The 17155-nt window shown below is 63.4% G+C and carries 10 protein-coding genes; 6 read left to right on the plus strand and 4 right to left on the minus strand.

Annotation, left to right across the window (positions count from 1 at the left end):
* Nucleotides 1–53: 53 nt before the first annotated feature.
* From JSS27_09500 to JSS27_09515, 4 genes are all read right to left on the minus strand, one after another.
* Nucleotides 54–1727: a glycerol-3-phosphate dehydrogenase/oxidase gene (locus JSS27_09500; GenBank protein MBS0209176.1), complete on the minus strand. Its 1674-nt coding sequence runs from the start codon at nucleotides 1725–1727 to the stop codon at nucleotides 54–56.
* Between the two features lie 79 nt (nucleotides 1728–1806).
* Nucleotides 1807–2694, minus strand: coding sequence for a hypothetical protein (locus JSS27_09505; GenBank protein MBS0209177.1), 888 nt, complete (start codon nucleotides 2692–2694; stop codon nucleotides 1807–1809).
* Between the two features lie 312 nt (nucleotides 2695–3006).
* On the minus strand, nucleotides 3007–3642 hold the full coding sequence (locus JSS27_09510; protein ID MBS0209178.1) for a redoxin family protein: 636 nt from the start codon (nucleotides 3640–3642) through the stop codon (nucleotides 3007–3009).
* Between the two features lie 173 nt (nucleotides 3643–3815).
* The gene (locus tag JSS27_09515; protein MBS0209179.1) at nucleotides 3816–6938 is read right to left on the minus strand and encodes a tetratricopeptide repeat protein; all 3123 of its coding nucleotides are present in this window, start codon (nucleotides 6936–6938) and stop codon (nucleotides 3816–3818) included.
* Nucleotides 6939–7429: 491 nt separating this feature from the next.
* On the opposite strand from JSS27_09515, the gene JSS27_09520 reads away from it, so the two are divergent.
* From JSS27_09520 to JSS27_09545, 6 genes are all read left to right on the plus strand, one after another.
* Nucleotides 7430–8188: a hypothetical protein gene (locus JSS27_09520; GenBank protein MBS0209180.1), complete on the plus strand. Its 759-nt coding sequence runs from the start codon at nucleotides 7430–7432 to the stop codon at nucleotides 8186–8188.
* A 108-nt stretch (nucleotides 8189–8296) separates the two neighbouring features.
* The gene (locus JSS27_09525) at nucleotides 8297–9589 is read left to right on the plus strand and encodes a polysaccharide biosynthesis/export family protein (protein ID MBS0209181.1); all 1293 of its coding nucleotides are present in this window, start codon (nucleotides 8297–8299) and stop codon (nucleotides 9587–9589) included.
* 380 nt (nucleotides 9590–9969) lie between these two features.
* On the plus strand, nucleotides 9970–11541 hold the full coding sequence (locus JSS27_09530; GenBank protein MBS0209182.1) for a hypothetical protein: 1572 nt from the start codon (nucleotides 9970–9972) through the stop codon (nucleotides 11539–11541).
* 131 nt (nucleotides 11542–11672) lie between these two features.
* Entirely contained in the window at nucleotides 11673–14405 is a 2733-nt protein-coding gene (locus JSS27_09535; protein MBS0209183.1) for an O-antigen ligase family protein, read from the plus strand.
* A 209-nt stretch (nucleotides 14406–14614) separates the two neighbouring features.
* Nucleotides 14615–16135 carry an undecaprenyl/decaprenyl-phosphate alpha-N-acetylglucosaminyl 1-phosphate transferase gene (locus JSS27_09540; protein ID MBS0209184.1) on the plus strand — a complete coding sequence of 507 codons (1521 nt, stop codon included), beginning with the start codon at nucleotides 14615–14617 and terminating at the stop codon, nucleotides 16133–16135.
* A 391-nt stretch (nucleotides 16136–16526) separates the two neighbouring features.
* The gene (locus JSS27_09545) at nucleotides 16527–17081 is read left to right on the plus strand and encodes an antitermination protein NusG (protein MBS0209185.1); all 555 of its coding nucleotides are present in this window, start codon (nucleotides 16527–16529) and stop codon (nucleotides 17079–17081) included.
* Nucleotides 17082–17155: the final 74 nt, after the last annotated feature.

The raw sequence follows: 17155 nt of genomic DNA on the forward strand, positions 1-17155 counted from the left end.
GCTGGACGTGGTTCCCTGGTCGAGCGCCAAGACATATTGCGTGCTCATACGACCTATGCCCGACGTGCGAGGTCGAGCCTCCGCCCATAGGTATCGGCCAGTCGCGCGATCGTCGCGTTGACCGTTCGTTCGACATCATCGGCAGGCAATCGTCCCGCCGCAACGAGCAATTCGGCCAGCCCTCCAAGTGTCGCGCGCGTCAGGCCCGAATCGTACAACAGCAGCAAACGCCGCTCAACGAGATCATCGAGCCGGGTCACCCATTCGTGCGCGATCGTCCAGGCGGCAAAGGCGCGTGGCACGTTCGTGCCCGACAGGTTGGCGCGATCGTCGCGCGGCAATTGCGCAAGGATTTCGGCGGCACGCGAGCCGACCAACTCCCAGACCGCGGCCACTTGTTCGACCGTAAAACCCAATTCACCCGCCAGCTTCTTTTGACGCTGGGCAAGCAGCGCCTCGCTGGCCGGATAATCTTCGGCCCCAGGAAGCGCCCGCTCGCGGGTGCTGGCCTGGCGTTTGATCGCCAGTTGCGCCAGTAGCGTGTCGGCGGCCTGCTCGGCCAGCGATCGGCAGGTGGTCAACTTGCCGCCGATGACGGAATAGGTTGGCACCGTGGCCGACGCGTGACGTTCGAGCCAGTGGCTGCGCGTGACGGCACTTGGGGATTTCGGCCCCACGGCCGGCAGCGGGCGCACGCCACAATAGTGCAGCAACACCTGCTCGGCCGTCACGCGGGCGCTCGGCATCAGCTCGTTCACGGTGGCCAGCAGGTAGTCGATCTCGCTTTGCTCAGTGTGCGCGACGCTAGGGTCCGCGACGGGAATATCGGTCGTGCCAACCAGCGTCCAACGCCCAAACGGCAGGACGAACACCGGCCGCCCGTCGGCCGCCTCGGCATACAGCGCCCCGGCATTTAATGACTCGCGCAGCGGCGCGGAATCGATCACCAGATGCGTCCCCTTGGTCCCGGCCATCAGCGTCGAGTGGGCGACCTGCAACTGATTCAATGTCTCATCAACCCAAGCGCCGGTGGCGTTAACGATCGCGTCGGGACGGAATTGCTTGACCAGCCGGTCGCCGAAATAGACTGACACTTGCCCGTCGCGCAGTTCCGCCCGCGAGTAGGTGAAGACCTGCAAGACCTCGGACGCAGCGGCGCGGCGGGCGTCCTCCAATAGCGCCACGACGAACCGCTCGGGCCAGCAGACCTGGGCATCGCAATAGACGCACGCCCAGCGGTAGAGTTCATGGTCGACCGGCGGCATCTGCGCGTGATCGATGTCGAGGCCGGCCGAGCGCGCCATCGGCGAGCCGATCGACAGTAGGTCGTACATCCACAGCCCGGCGCGGACCACCCAATAGCCGCGCGGCGTCGGTGGCGACGATTTAACCGGCCAGCCCAGGAACCGCCGTGCGGCCGCGACCAGCCCGCCCCAGCGATTGGTGACCGGAATGAAAAAGTTGAGCGGGTGGACAAACTGAGGCGCTAGTCGAAGCAGCCGGTTGCGCTCGGACAGTGACTCGCGCACCAGGTGGAACTCGCCATATTCCAGGTAACGCAGCCCACCATGAATCAGGCGTGAGGCGTAAGCCGTCGCCCCAGAGCTGATGTCGGCCCGATCGACGACACAGACGTGAACGCCCTGCAACACCAACTCGCGCGCCAAGGCCGCGCCGTTGATGCCGGCGCCAAGGATGAGAACCTGAGCTGGTGGTGCCGACGCCATGCTGTGCCGATACTCGAACGGGACAATCGAACCGCGCTACGCCGACCGATTGTAGTCGCAAAGGCGAGCGACGGCCAAATCAGTCGTTGCTGTTGGGCGGGGCGTCGTTCGTGAACAGGTCGTCGTATTGCGTCTGGGCCAGGCGCACCAGTAGGAACTTCTGGGTCGTTCCCTCGGTCTTATGCTCGGTCAGGCATTGATAGCCGAGCGTGCCCGGCCGATCGGCCAGCGCGCCGATTAGCAACGATTGCCCTGGCGCCAGCGTCGTATCGAGCTTCAGGCTCTCGAACGCCTCGCGTGCCGCGCCGAATTCGATCCGCAGGATCCCCTCCCGCGACTCGTAGCGACGTTGCGGGTCGCCGTGCTCGACGACCGGCGTGGCCTCGAGCCGAATGCGATTGTCTCCCAGCGGGAAAGCCCGGGCTTCGAGCGAGCCCATCACCTTCTGGTAAGTGCGACCGGTCACCGCCCCCTCGTCGTCGCGTAGGAAGACCGACAGCTCGGGCAAGCGTTCCCGTTCGCCGCAGGTGATGATTTGCGAACGACGACCGCCGCGGACTTGCACCGAGCGGCGCATGACTGGCGATTCGCTTTCAAAGTCGGTGACCACCGTTTCGCCTGTTGCCATGTTCGTCTCGGCGGTCGGCTTGGCTTGCTCGAGCTTGTGTAACAGGATCGAGGGGAGCTGCGTGCCGAGCACACCGGCTCGCAGGCCGTTGGCCGTCAAACGTCGTCGCAGCTCGACCGGCAACTGCTGCTCATCGACGTCGGTCCAGATCGTCTCGTTCAACTCGACATCCCCGAGCGGGACACGCAGCGAGACCACGTCGAGGACCACTGACTCGGGCCTGGTCTGCTGTCCAACCGTCGCGGGAACACCGCTCGGAAACGTGCTCAGCGCGCAGCCCGACGCGGCCAGCAAGAGCGCTAGCGCAGCCAACGGCGCAGGAGGAATCGCGCGCGACATGAGCCCACGTCGAAAAGAAGCAAACCGGCGGGAGGGATCAAAGCCGTGAAAGAGTAGTGGCGGAAGGAGCTTGCGTCAATCGCGGCTGGCTCGTGCTAGCGGCGGCGTAGGACTAGCCACGGCGGCACTGCGACACGGAGTTAAGCACGGGGAAGAGAGACGGGGGATCGACAGAACGAGAATCGTTTGTCACGTCGTCAATTGAGCATTTGAGCGCCTAACAAGTTAGTGGTTGCTAGCAACGAACCTTGTGGTATCTAGCAGTAACTGTTCGTTGTAATAAAGCGTCTTAAGTATTTCGGTGGTGGTGGATCATCGCGAGTCGGCGGCGCGGCGCCTGATCGGCAACGGGCAGCCGAACGCTTTGGTCACCGCGACCTCCGGCAGCCGATCGGCCAGGCCGGCGTCGATGGCGCTGCGCAGGTCAAAGACGGTCGCCTCGGGCTTGCGCGCGCCGGTCAACGCGTAGCGGTTGTCGACGCGTCCGCGGTAGATCACCTGTCCGTCTTGGCGAACCACCACGGCGGTCGGCATGATCCGCGCGCCGCAAGCGCCGGCCAGTTGTTGCTGGTGATCGAGCGCCAACGGAAAGCGGAGGGAGAACTCGTTGGCGTGGCGCGACGCGCGATCGGCCGAGACATCAGGATCGCAATGCACACCCAGGAAGGTCACCCCTTGGCTGGCATAGGCATCGGCCAGGCGCTGCAGCGCGGGGCAATAGCCATTCGAGACCGGGCATTCGACGCCCAGGAATACCATCACCGTCAAACGCGGCGCGCCCTTGCCAGCCAGCGAATGCACGCGACCCGTCAGATCGGTCACACTCGCGCCGGCCAGACTAGGAAGCGCGGCTTCGGTCGCCGACTCGGCGGCCATCGTCGGCAACACCCCGCTGAACGCAGCCGCGGCCAGAACAATGAACTTCAGCAGTCGCTCGCGATTGGCCATGGGAGCCCTCGGCCGGGAACAGCCGCGCGGCGAACAGGGCCGGCGACATGAATCAGCTTCTCACCCAGGCGTACCCGGCGTCAACCGTTTTGGTTTCAGCCGTGCGGAACCGCCCGCTCTGACGAGAACCTGACACATGCCAAGCCAGCTAGCGGATGAAGCGTGGGGAGTTATTAGCGTCCGGGCGATTCGCGCAGTTGTTGCAGCTTGTCGGCCGCCGCGTCGAGCGTGGGGTCCAGTCGCACCGCTTCGCTCAGGTCGTTGATGGCCCGCTCGTGCTGGCCTTGCCCAGCGTACGCCAGGCCGCGACCGTACCAGGCCTGGGCATTGCCAGGATGCTGGCGAATGACCCGGTCAAAGTCGGCAAACGCCGCCGGATTCGCTTGCTGGTACAGCGAGTTCATCCCGCGTCGAATCAAGGCGTCGTGGCAGTCTGGCAACAGTCGCAACGCCTCGGTCAGGTCATCACGTTCATCGGCCAATCGACCTTCGTCCGAGTACACGGCCGCGCGGGCCAGATGGTTCCTCACGTCCCCTGGGGCGAGCTTGATCGCCAGCGTGAGGTCTTTCATCGCCTCGGTATACTTACCTTGCGCGCGGTAACAGATGCCACGCTCGCGCAGCACGTCCACATCCTGCGGATAGCGATCCAAATGCGCGGTCAGGTCCGACATCGAATCGTAAGTGTCGGAAGTCGTTGTCGCCGGAACCCGCGCGTCGCTGAATGTTGTCGCTGGGTCGTCGCCGTCATTAACCGCGGGAACCGCATACGCCAATTCACGCGGCTCGGACAGACCGGTCGCAAGCCTGACGGCTGGTTCCGAAATCTTGCCCGATTGGGCTCGCGGCGGCGCGCCGGTGGGCGTGGACAACGACTCCAAGGCGTTCGCTTGTTGAACCGCTGCCCGATTGGCGTTGGTTGTGGCACGCGGCTGATTCGCGGCAGCCGTGGATGCGGGAGCGGCGTCGGGAGATGCGATCGGAAGTTCATCAGATCGGAACAGGTTGAGTAGCGTCTGGCCCAGCTTCTTACGACTGGTGGTCGGAGCCGGCGGCGGCGCGGGCTTGTCCCGGCGCGAGGTTGACGGCGCTGGTGACTCGAGAGGCGTGACAGTAGCGGGCGCGACGGCGACCTGTTCTTCGCTGGTCGGCGTCGATTCCAGCGGCGGCGTGTTGACTTCATCGTCGCTGATGGATGTGACCGGCCCCGACGGCGGCGCCGCGACAATCACACTGGCGGTGGCGTTTTCCTCGGGCTCGGTGGTCTCCGCGGCGGGAAATTGAGCCCTGGCCTGTACCAGCCGCTCTTGCAGCTCGAGCGCGGCAGCCGATTGAGGGCCCAGCCGCAGCGCAGTTTGCAAATCCTCGCAAGCCTGATCGAGCGCGTGGCAGGCGAAGAAGGCTTCGGCCCGCACGCAATACAGATGGACAGCGCTCGGCGATTGGGCAATGGCGGCATCGAAATCGATCAACGCTTCGCGATAGCGGCGCAGCGCCAAGTAGGCGCGCCCCCGGCCAAGCAGAGCCTCGTCGAGATTCGGGTCCAATTGCAGCGCCACGCCATAATTGGCGATCGATCGATCGGGCATGCCGGCGTTCAGATCCGCCGAGCCTCGGGCACAATACTGATCGGCCGTGATGTTGGCACTGGGCTTGTGCGGCAGCGCGGCCAGTTGCTCGGCCGTGGTCGAGTGAACCGGATCGTCGGTCGCCAAGGCCCCGGCTGGCGTTGCCGCGGGGGCGCTCTCGGCCGTGGCCAGCATTTCTTCAAGTTCCTGGCATAAGGTCGTCGCGTCGGTAAAGGCCGGGTCGATGCGGCGCGCTTGGCGGGCGTCGGCCAGGGCCGAATCGAATTGGCCGAGTTCCGCGTACGCCTGGGCCCGGCCAAAGTGGGCGTCGGTGCTTTCCGGATCAAAGCGGAGCTGCGAGCTGAAGTCTTCCAATGCCGGGCGAGCGCGACCCGCGCGCAGGTAGCACCAACCGCGATGGCCATGCGCGTCGGCCAGTTTGGGATTCAAGGCGATCGCCGCCGTGAATTCGGCACACGCGCCGGCCCAGTTTTCTTGCCGCGCGAGTTCCAGGCCACGGGCTAGGCATTGCCGCGAGCGCTCTTCCGGAGCTTGCGCCTCGATCATTGTCGGCGTCGCACCCGGGGAAACATGCTGCCCACGCGTGGGTAACAAGTTCGGCTTGTGCTTGTGGCCTGCCACTTGCCTGGGTTCGACGACGACGGGAGTTATCGCCGTCGACACTTGGCTCCGTGGTTCGGAAGGAGCATCTTCAATCACGATGGGAACCGACGTCGGCGGCATCAGCACCATGGCGCTAGACGGCGCTGGCGACGACGAGGAAGCCCTTTCCGCAGCAACGCCATCGGCGGCAGAATTGGATGCCACGACGGGTGACCTCACTACGGGCACAAGCTGCGGTTTTGTGGTGACGACGACCGGCGATGCGGGGGGTGGAGTAATGACAGGCGTAAGCGCCGCGGGCGACTCCTGATGGGCCAGTTCGGGCACGGCAAAATCTGGCTTGATGCCCGCAGTCGTCCTGGTCGCCTTGGGCAATTCCAAGCCAGCGCGCGGTGTATAGGTCGCGTCCTGTCGAGCACTTCGAACCGGCGTTTCGGAGCGCGCGGCCGGGTCACCCGTGGTCGGGTAAGGAGCGGCGGCCAGCTCGGGATGATTTGGAACCGCGGACGCATGCCGGGGAACGGCCGGCAGCGGTGACGGCGTCGTCACGTCCGTATCATGGCTCGCGGTGACCACGTGGGCCGACATTTCACGCTGCTCGATGAACGGGTCAATGGCCAGCGCTTTCTTCAGGTCGGCATCCACCAATTCCAACTTGCCGAGCGCGGCATAGACCTGGCTGCGGCGCAAGTAGGCTTCGGCCGCGCGACCGTCCAGCGCAATGGCTTGCGACAGATCGGCCAGCGCTTCCTGCGGTCGTTGCATCGAGGCCAGCGCCTGGCCGCGCACGGCCAGGATTTCGGCCGAGCGCGGCATCAGCTTGGCGGCGGTGTTCAAGTCGTCGAAAGCCAGGTGCGGCTGACCACATTTCAAATACGCGCGAGCGCGGGCCAGGTAGGCGGCCGGGTAGTTCGGGCTCATCCGCAGCGCGTCTGAGTAAGCGCGAATGGCTGAGCCAAAATCGCCGTTGGCCGTGTGATACCGGCCAATGTTGTAGGCGTCGATGGCGGGCAAGCCGGCTCGGGCCGCAGCGGGCCCGAGCAACGCCACGGATAGCAAGGCCACGCCGAAACGGCGGGCCACGGTTTGCAAAGAAACGCGCACGTTATATCCCCCTGCAACTCGACGATCTTGCCCGCGGCGGCGCGACTTTTAGCGACAGCGCAACGGCCGGGCAGTACGGTCCCTCGTTTCGTTTCCATCGGCGCAGGCCGCACAGGTTCTTTGCGCGAAATCATCGGCACAGATGGAATTCTCAGCGCAATCGGAACTGCTAGCGGGGCGTGATGATGGCGGCACTCGGTTTTTTCAGCTCGTGAAATCGCCGCTGGCGGGCACGTTGCTCGCCGCCGCGCGCCACCGTGCAACTGACGACGCGGCAAGACTTAACTGCAATTCATCGGCTTCTGCCGCGGCCGGCTGCCAGCGGTCCTACAAACCGTCGAACCGAACTTTTTGGCAAGGTTCAGGCAAGAAGAATAATCCGTATAAGCCCACCTGTCCGAAAAGACGGAAGGATACCCCAGTGGAGTCGAGGGGGGGCTTTGGCGCCCGCGCCGGCCAGGCTTGACTCCGCCCGCAATAGATCCAGACCCATGAATCTCAAGAAGTGCGCGCTCATTGTGGCGTGCGGCTGGACGGCGCTAGGCTGTACCAGCACCGCCATTCAAGACGAAATTATCAAGCGCCATCGCAAGTGCTGGTCGCACATGGCCTGGCACATGGAAAAGCCGAAGTTCAAGGCCGACGGTGGCGTACGCCCCTGGCTCGACGACTTTGGCCGCGGTTGGCGTGCCGGATATTACGACGTAGCGATGGGAGGCAGCGGCACGATTCCGTTGCTACCGCCCACGCGCTATTGGGGCACGTTCCATCACAACCCCACGGGGCGCGAAGAAGTCCAAGCCTGGTTCGCGGGCTACCAACAAGGAGTCACGGCCGCCAATGGGGACGCTGTCGGTCAGTGGATATCCATCCCGCAGTCGGGCGGCGAAGAGATGCTTCGCGAGATGCAACGGCGGCGGCGTCATCCGCCGGCCGAACCGATTCCGACCGGCGCGCCGATTGAGCAACAACCGCTGATTCCCGAAGACTTACCCGTCAAGCCGGACGGCCAAAAGCCCGAAGAGCTGCCGCAAAAGAACAAGGTAACGCTCGACGGCTCGTCGCGCCGCCCGCGCAGCGAAACCTCCAGCGAGGAAGCGGTGATCGCCGCGGCCAGCGAAGCCCCTGACGAAGTCACGCCCACGAGCCAAGAGATCGAAGTCGCGCCACAGCCCGCTCCGCGCGTGCCACCTGCTCCGCAATCCAAGCAGAAGGGTTTTTCACTCGACAAGCTGCGACTGGGAAGATAGCTGCCAATGCGCTGTCAAGTGGCGCCCGCCGAAGTACCGCGCCTGCCTGATTACTGCCTGAAACACAACCCGCTCAGAACTTGTGTCTGGTCCGTCGAGGGAGCCGCCATGAAACTTGTGTCCTCGTTACGCCGCATTGCCCTGGGAATCATCAGCGTGGCCCTGTCGGGCAGCGCGGGTTGCGTAGCCTGTAACGCCATTCCGGCAAGCCGCGTGCCAGCGTCCTTGCTGGCACGCCCACGGGCCGACAAGGAGCAGTTGAACCTGATCAAATTGCGGCAAGACCCGCCGGCGGTTTATCAATTGGGCCCGCGCGACATTCTGGGCATTTACATCGAAGGCGTGCTGGGCCAAAGCGACAGCCCGCCGCCGGTCCACTTTCCCGAGCGCGAGAGCAATACGCCGCCGGCGATTGGTTACCCGATTCCAGTGCGCGAAGATGGCACGCTGGCGTTGCCGCTGATCAAGCCGATCAAGGTGTCCGGCCTGACACTGACGCAGGCCGAAGATGAAATCCGCCGCCAATACATTGCGGCGGGCATTCTGCTGCCGGAAAAGGACCGCATCATCGTCACGTTGATTCGCAAGCGGACGTACCAGGTGCTGGTGGTGCGCGAGGATTTATCGCAGGCCGTCGGTGACGCCATTAGCAGCGCCCAGGGCCAGGTCCGCCGCGGCGCTTCACGCGTCGTCGACCTGAAGGCCTATGAAAACGACGTCTTGCACGCCTTGAGCGAAACGGGCGGCTTGCCGGGCCTGGACGCCAAGAACGAAGTCCGGATTCTCCGCGGCGCTTTCGCCGATGCCACCGGGCTGGCCGAGTTGATGGAAGACATTGAAGATGGCGAAGATCTCGCCTCCGGCGCCACGCCCGACAATCCAAACCTGATTCGCATTCCGCTGCGCCGCCGGGTGGAAGACCCACCGGTCAACATCTCGGAAGAAGACATCATCCTGGGCAACGGCGATATTGTCCTGATCTCGACGCGCGAACGGGAAGTGTTTTATACGGGCGGCGTGCTGTACGGGCGCGAAATCCTGCTGCCGCGAGACTATGACTTGGACGTACTCGGCGCGATCGCCATGGCCGGCGCCTCGATTGGCAGCGGCCCCACTTCGGGTAGTGGTGGCACCTCGCCCGTCATGGGCGGCGGCGGCGGCAACTTGTCCAGTGCGCGCGGCTTGATTCCACCGACCCAAATCATCGTCGTCCGCAAGACCAAGGGTGGCTATCAGATCCCAATCAAGGTCAGCACGACGACCGCCCTGAGCAACCCTGGTGAGCGAATCTTGATCCAACCTGGTGACCTGATCATCTTGCAATACACAACGGCCGAGTTGATCGGCAACATCCTGCTCAACAACATCCAATTCAACTACTTCTTGAATAAGATTCAGTAGCCATTTGGGCCGCGGGGTTTCCTTAGCCCGTGAGACAGACTTTCTTGAGCCGCCCCCTTAATCGGGGGGCGGCTTTTTTATTGCCCGCCCAGGTTATGGGAAGTTGGCGATGGCTTGGCCGCAGAACCGCGATTTTCTTCAGGGATCAAAGCGATAATAATCTTTTGCAACGCTGTACAGACGTGTCTATGATAATCGGTTAGGGCTTCCCAAGTCCCCATACCGCTTTAGATTGCGCTTAAACCAGGGTTGTCGACCGGTGCTTCCGCTTTAGCAGGTGAGCAGCGATGTTCCGCCTCCCAGCGGTGACACATGGCTATTTCGCAAAGCAATGGTTCGAGGTTGCGCTGGCCTGACTAGGCCAGGGAGTGGAAATCAACATGCAAAAGAAACTGATTGCTCGGCGGATGCGCCGTGGTATGGCTTGGCTGCTCAGTCTGTCGCTGCTGGCCGGTCCCTTGCGTGCGGATGATTTTGTTGCGGGTGGCCCGCAGGTGCGTCCTGTACTGCTCCCCGACTTTCCGGCCGAAGGAGCTTGGCACGCCAACCACGAAATGCGACTGCGCAGTGATGGCAACCTGCCCGGCCAGCTACGCACCTTCGACGCGACGGGCAACATGGCGCCCGTCCGCGGGCGACTCTTCTTTGTACAGAACAATCAGATCGTGGGTCGTGCATTGACCGACGATCTAGGCAATTTTCAGATGATCAAACTCGATCCCGGCACCTACTCGGTCGTCGCGGCCAATGGCGACGGGTTTAGCGCGTTTTCGATGCGTATCAGCTCGCCAGCGCAGCAGTCGACGCCCCCGCGTGTGAAAAGTATCGCCCGTGAAGACAAGGGAAAAGATGGCAGTGGGAAAGGTGGCGCCGACGCCAAGGTCGGCGATGATGTCGATCTGGCGGATGTCGACGAACGCGTGTTTGACGGTTTGACCATGCAAATCACGCTGGTTCCGGCCAGCGACTTGCGCGTGATTGGCCGTCTGATCGGCGAACACGTTCCCGAGATGCGAGCCTATTTCGCCCAAGCGGTCAGCACGCCCGACATTGGCAGCGCGCTGATGTCGCCACGGCCCTCCCCAAGCGCGCGGCCCGCGATGCCGAATGCGAAGCCATCCGACAAGGAAGCGTTGCACGCGCCAGGCCCGGTGCATGGTCGTCTGACGGGATTGCTGATGGGGAATCAATCGGTGACCTTGCCGCGACGTGCGGTGGCGAACACGCGCGATCTGCCCGAAGCGGCGCTGCCCGAGGATGGTCCTTGGTTCGCCGATCACGCGATCCATATCGCCAACGATGGCCATGTGCGAGGCCAGTTGCGAACATTCAACGACGCGGGCGTGCTGATCTCGGCGCAAGCCAAGATGTTCTTCATTCGCGGTGGATTGGTCGAAGCGGCGGGCGAAGCCGACGCACACGGTCGGTTTGACTTGTCAGGTGTTGAGCCTGGCATTTATTCGGTGCTGGCCGCCAGCCGGCATGGTTTGGGCATGTTCGCGATTCGTATCTTGCCGGCGGAGGTGGGTGCCGAACCTCCGGTGGTGCCGCTGCCTGATCCGCGGAAGCCCAAGGGGGCCGACGATCGCAAGGTTCCAGCGCGGCAGACGGCATTTCGCCGCGCGGTTCCGAATGGCTCGCTGTTTGTCTCGCTGGCCTCGCCCAGCAGTTTCTCGCAAATCGCCAACATCGCCACTCAAAACACGCCCACGCTTGCGAATGGCGCCGGCGCTGGAGGTGGCATGGGGGCGGGGCTCGCGGGTGCGGGAGCTGGTGGAGCAGGTGCCGCCGGCGCCGCCGTCGGTGGCGCAGGGGGAGCAGGTGGACTCGGCTCTCTCGGGGGCATTGCCGGCGGCATTGGCGCCGTAGGCGCCGCCGCAGCCATGGGTTCCAAGAACTCGACCACCAGTACGACGTCGTCCAGCAATTCGTCGTCCAGCAGCGGCTCCTAAGCCCAACGCCACGACTTACCGTTGATTTGCGGCATGCTATTCTTGTCGAATGCTCGCTGGCGACGCTGCGCGCCAGGGTAACGCATTGGCTGACTGGCGGGCCTTGTTTTCCAGGTAAGTGCGGCGGGACTATGGCTCTGGGCGAAAACGATTCGGAACGTCGCATCGGCAGCGCACGCCTGCGATCGAGCGTGGACGAAGAGCCTGGTTGGGGCTATCGCCTGGGCCAGTTCGCCTGTCAGGGATTGCTGTTGTTGCTCGTGGCGGTGGTTCCCTGGTTTTTCGGAGGCGTCTACGCCAATGCCCAGGTCTACTGCGCCGCGGCGCTGGGTCTCGCGTTGTGCGGCTGGATATGCCTGCTGCCAGGACGTCAGCAAGGCAACGAAACCTTGCCGATGTCGATTGCGCCGCTGCTCGTCGCGCTATTGATCCCGCTGTGGCAGCTTTGGCCGCTAGGTCCGTCGGCCATTCGCGCGCTGGCCCCCCGTGTGGCCGCGTGGCGAGAAACGCTGCTCATTCCGCCGACTGGCGGGCACGACCTGCCTCCCGTCGTGAATCGGGCCACGACTAGCAACGATGCGAAGCCTGTGTCCCGAGCGCCGATCAGCCTCTATCCCTCCGGCACCCGCCGCCGAGCGGCGCTGCTGGTGATGGGCGTGGCGGCGTTCGCGCTGGGGTCACGATTCTTTCGCCGTCGTGAACCGTTGCTGGCGCTGATTTCCGTGACGGCCGTGTGCGGCGTCGCCCTGGCGTTTTTTGGCATTCTGCAAAAGCTCTCCTGGCGGGGAATGATCTACGGCATCTATCCACTGATCAACGGAGGCAACCCGTTCGGCCCGTACATCAATCGCAACAATGCGGCCGGGTTTTTGAATATCGCCCTCGGTTGCAGCTTGGGGCTGATGCTGTGGCAAATCGGCCGCCGCAACTATCGATCGGCGGCGTCCGAGGCCGAGATCGAATTCCTGAATCAGGGAGTCGGGCTGATCGGGCGAGCGATTCAGGATCTTCGCGACGCGATTGGCGCGCTGACGGCGATGCGCTTGGCATTGCTGGCCGGACTGGTCATGGTGGTCGCCGGAGTGAGCGCCTCGCTCTCGCGCGGCGGTATTTTAGCGATGTTCGTCGGGTTGTTGCTGGCCTGCTGGATGATCCGCCGACTGCGCGGCGCCTGGCTAGCCCTGGCGGCGATGGTGCTGGTGATGATCGGCGCCGCGGCCATGCTGAGCTTTACCGGGCTGGCCCAAATGGTCGAAGCGCGAATCCAATCGGCGATCAGCCTGGGAACCAGTGACGATAGCGGCCGCTCGAAGCTGCTCGACGTCGGCTTGAGAACCGCCGCGGACTACTGGCTGCTGGGCGGCGGCCTGGGCACATTTCGCTACACGCATCAGCCCCACGGCCAGGGGTTTCGCAGCGTCTTTTTTGAGTATGCCGAGAATCAATACCTTGAGACCTGGGCCGAAGCTGGCATGCCAGGGCTGTCCCTGCTGTTGGCCGAAATCGGACTGATGGGCTGGGTCTGTCTGCGATTGATCCGCGCGTCGCAACGCAACGTCGAAAACCTCTGGGTTAGCGTAACCCTGTTGGTGCTGCTGGCCACTCAGTTGGTCCAGGCGCTTGTCGACTTCGGGTTGTACTACCCGGGAAACTTCTTGCCGTTCGCATTGATCTGCGGAGCTTGCGCCGGGCGCGTTACGCTGATCGACGCGCAATCCTCGTCCAATCGACGCTGGACGATTCTGTCCGGCGCCGCCTGGTTGTCGCCCGTGATTGCGGTGACGTTGCTGTTGGCGACCTGTTGGGCGTGGAGCGAGTCAACAGCTCGCGCGGCGATCGAGCGCGACACCTTCACTCGTCGCTGGGACGACCGGCCCGATGCGTTGAGTCTGGACGAAGTCGAAGCCACGATCGAACGCCTGGGCCAGGCGCTCGATCGCGAACCCGGCGACGCCGTGGGCCAAATGCGACTGGCGCACATGTGGATCAGACGCTTCCGGCTGTTGGCGCTGGCGACCTTGCAAGCTGAAGTCACCACGCAAACCGCCGAGCAATTGTGGCCGCTGACCGACATCGGGGCGTTGCACGCGCGGGCCATTCAATTGCAGCGTTCGCCCGACGGCAATCAACTAGACCAGCTGCGCAGCGATCCGCTGGTAACCACCAATCTGCACCCGGCCTGGCGTCACCTGACCGCGGCGCGCGATGCCTGCCCGATGATGGCCGAGCCCCATTACTATCTGGGAGCGCTCTGTTTCCTGGTGGGCGATGCCGATCGGGACGAACCCTATCTGGACGCCATGCTGGTCGTCGCCCCACACCACGCCGAATTGATTCTCATGGCGGGGATGCTCGATTTCGACGCGGGGCGCAAGGATCACGGCTTGGAGCGGATGCGCACCGCTTGGGAAGCCTCGGTCGGCCACGGCGATGATGTGATGCGCTCGGTCGCTCCGCGACTGGGTTTCGACGAGTTGCTTAATAAAGTGTTCCCACGCAATCCGGAAATGTTGGCCACGCTGGCCGAAACCTATTACGGCGGGGACGAGAACCGATCCGCGCGCGAACGGCTGGCGCGACGGTCGGCTGAGATACTTGAACAAATTCCGGCGGCCGTCCTGGATGATGAACGCCGCTTGGCCATCCGCGGCCGGCTGGCTGTGCTGATGAACCGAGTTCCCGAGGCGATTGAGTTGTTTCAACAATGCCTCAAGCAGCGACCCGAAGATCTTCACACTCGGCTACGGCTGATTAACGAGTTGCGAAAGGCGGGACGAGTTGAGGAAGCCCGGAATGTGGCAAAACTAGGGCTGTTCTTGGCACCGAGCAGCAAGGAATTGCGTTTCGCCTTGAGTCAACTCTAATCACGCCCCACGCCATCTGGGGGGGCTAGAGAAGGCGTGCCTTTAGCGGTCAGAACATTTGCAGCGCAGGTAACGGATGCGCCGTCGCGCGAAGTTTTCTTCCCAGCCAAAAAGCCAACTGGCCGGCGCAATCGGGCGGTACGACGGCGCGCGCTCGCCTATACTGGCGAGTACGCCAACTCATGCTCGCGTCACACTTTTCAATCATCGTGATTGCCTTCATCGCGGCGGTGGTTTTCACCGCGTTGGCGCGCGCGGCGGCGGTGCGCGTGGGATTGGTCGATCGGCCTGATCAACAACGCAAGATTCACGCCGGCGCAACTCCCCTGGGTGGCGGTGTCGCGGTCTTGTTGGCCGTCCTGGTGGGCGTGGGCAGTTGCGCCCTGGCGCCGAACCTGTCGGTGCATTTCTGGAGCCAGACCAATCGCGAACTGATTGGCTTGTCGCTGGGCGCGATCTTTATCTGCGGCGTCGGTCTCTTGGACGATTGGCTTGGGTTGCGCCCGCGGCAAAAGCTGGCCGGCCAGATCGTGGCTTGCTTGCTGGTCATGAGCACCGGCTTGGTGATTCACAACGTATCGCTATTCGGCGTGGAGGTCGAACTGGGGCTGCTGGCCTGGCCGCTCACGATCTTCTGGCTGTTGGGGGCGATCAATTCCGTTAATCTAATCGACGGCGCCGACGGCGTGGCCGCGACGGTGGGCATCGTGTTGTCGTTCACGATCGCGTGCATGGCGATCACTTCCGGCCACTTGTTTGAAGGGGTCATCGCCCTGGCCTTGGTAGGAAGCTTGTTTGGGTTTCTGGTCTTCAATTTTCCGCCGGCGACGATCTTTCTCGGCGACGCGGGCAGCATGATGGTGGGGCTGTTGGCTGGCTCGCTGGCGCTGCGCGGCGCCTTCAAAACCCCGACCAGCATCGCCATGCTCGCCCCCTTGGCCATCTGGGCGGTGCCGGCCTTCGATAGCTTGCTGGCCGTCGTGCGTCGACGATTGACCGGGCGTAGCATTGCGGTCTCCGATCGCGGCCACTTGCACCATTGCCTGCTGCGCCGAGGTTATGGCAATCGACAGATGCTGGTCTGGGTGGCGATTCTGTGCATGTTGACCTCGACTGGCGCGCTGATCAGCGTGCGAACCGGCAACGAATGGTACGCCATCGGCAGCGTCGCGCTGATGATCACGGTCATGCTGACAACCCACGCATTTGGTGGCGTCGAGTTGACGCTCGTGGCGAACTCGATGCGCAATCTCGGCGCGTCGATCCTGACGCCCCCTTGGCAGCGGAACGAAGCGCCCGAGTCGACGACTTTGCGGCTGCAAGGCTCGCGCGACTGGGAGTCGCTGTGGCGATTGGCGCTCAGCGCCGCCGATGACATGCACCTCAGCTACATGAGCTTGAATTTGAGCTTGCCGTGGCTGCACGAGGGCTTTCACGCTTCGTGGAAGTCGGCGCAGCACGCGCGCCGCGAAAACAAGTGGTACTTCGAAATCCCCCTCTATGCCGACACGCGACTGGTTGGGCAATTGAAAATGGCGGGGCAACTCGATCCTCACGCCGCCACCGAGCGGGCCGCGCGGCTGGCTGAATGGGTGGCACGATTTGAATCGTCGCTGGCTGAATTGGCGTCGGGCGCCCCCACCGACAGGGCGAGTCCCTCCACTGACGCTTCCACCGAGGCCAAGCTACGAGTCCGGCACTTTGGAGACGACGCCACCCAGGCATCCTAGGCTCATACCGCGACGCCGATTGGCCCCCTCGAGAATGAGCCGTCGCCTGATCCGTATCGGCGGCCTGGGCGGACTTTAAGGGCAGTCCGCCCTGACAATTCAAGCGAACGATTGTTACCCCGTCCCCAAGCGACGGCATACAATAAAAGGTGGTATTTTTAAGGGTCAGGGTGTGTCACCCAAAGGAACGGAGTGCGCGCCGAGATGGCTCCTAACTGGCCGCTTGCGATCACACCTAAGTAGCGACTGCTTGTTTGGTTACGCATCGAACATCAATACCCCGTGAAGCCATGACTTACGCCCCGAGCAGGGCGATTGCCGCTTGAGCCCATGTCTCGATTCAGGCGTTTGCCGCGAACCGTTTGAACTGTCCGTGCCGACTGTTGCCGATATGCCGATTCTCGCACCTGAAACATCCTTGTTTCCCCACGATCTCTTGGACCGGCCCTTGGCCACTGGGCAGTCATGGTGGGTGCTATACACCTTGTCGCGGCAAGAGAAGCTGCTGATGCGCCGGCTCGAAGCCCGCGGCGTCGCGTTCTTCTGCCCCATCGTGGCGCGAAGGCATCGGTCTCCCGGCGGCCGGGTGCGCGAAACGCAGTTGCCGCTGTTCTCGAACTACGTGTTCATCTGCGGCGACGAAGACGCTCGACGCACGGCACTGACCACCAATTGCGTCTCGCGGACGATCCAGCCCGACCATGCCGAACTGTTCCTGGCCGAGCTACGTCAGATTCGCCGGCTGATCGCCACCGGCGCGCCCTTGACCCCCGAGTGCCGCATTGTCGCCGGTCAGCGCGTCCGCGTTCGCAACGGCGCGTTCCGCGGCTTCGAAGGCATCGTCGTCCGGCGCGAAGCCGAAACGCGACTGCTCGTGGCCGTGAATTTCTTGCAACAAGGAGCCAGCGTGCTGCTGGACGACTGCCAGCTTGAGGTGCTCGGTTGATCCCGCTGGCTTTCTCGCCGCGCTGTTTCGAGAGGTCACGCGCCACGCGCGCCTAGAGCCTGTTATGTACTTGG

Source organism: Planctomycetota bacterium (assembly GCA_018242585.1).
In the GTDB taxonomy this organism is placed as follows: domain Bacteria; phylum Planctomycetota; class Planctomycetia; order Pirellulales; family PNKZ01; genus JAFEBQ01.

Excerpts from the sequence above, each read along its gene's own strand:
- JSS27_09500 (MBS0209176.1), bottom strand. The coding sequence starts at position 1,727 with ATGGCGTCGGCACCACCAGCTCAGGTTCTCATCCTTGGCGCCGGCATC.
- JSS27_09520 (MBS0209180.1), top strand. The coding sequence starts at position 7,430 with ATGAATCTCAAGAAGTGCGCGCTCATTGTGGCGTGCGGCTGGACGGCG.
- JSS27_09525 (MBS0209181.1), top strand. The coding sequence starts at position 8,297 with ATGAAACTTGTGTCCTCGTTACGCCGCATTGCCCTGGGAATCATCAGC.
- JSS27_09510 (MBS0209178.1), bottom strand. The coding sequence starts at position 3,642 with ATGGCCAATCGCGAGCGACTGCTGAAGTTCATTGTTCTGGCCGCGGCT.
- JSS27_09505 (MBS0209177.1), bottom strand. The coding sequence starts at position 2,694 with ATGTCGCGCGCGATTCCTCCTGCGCCGTTGGCTGCGCTAGCGCTCTTG.
- JSS27_09545 (MBS0209185.1), top strand. The coding sequence starts at position 16,527 with ATGCCGATTCTCGCACCTGAAACATCCTTGTTTCCCCACGATCTCTTG.
- JSS27_09530 (MBS0209182.1), top strand. The coding sequence starts at position 9,970 with ATGCAAAAGAAACTGATTGCTCGGCGGATGCGCCGTGGTATGGCTTGG.
- JSS27_09535 (MBS0209183.1), top strand. The coding sequence starts at position 11,673 with ATGGCTCTGGGCGAAAACGATTCGGAACGTCGCATCGGCAGCGCACGC.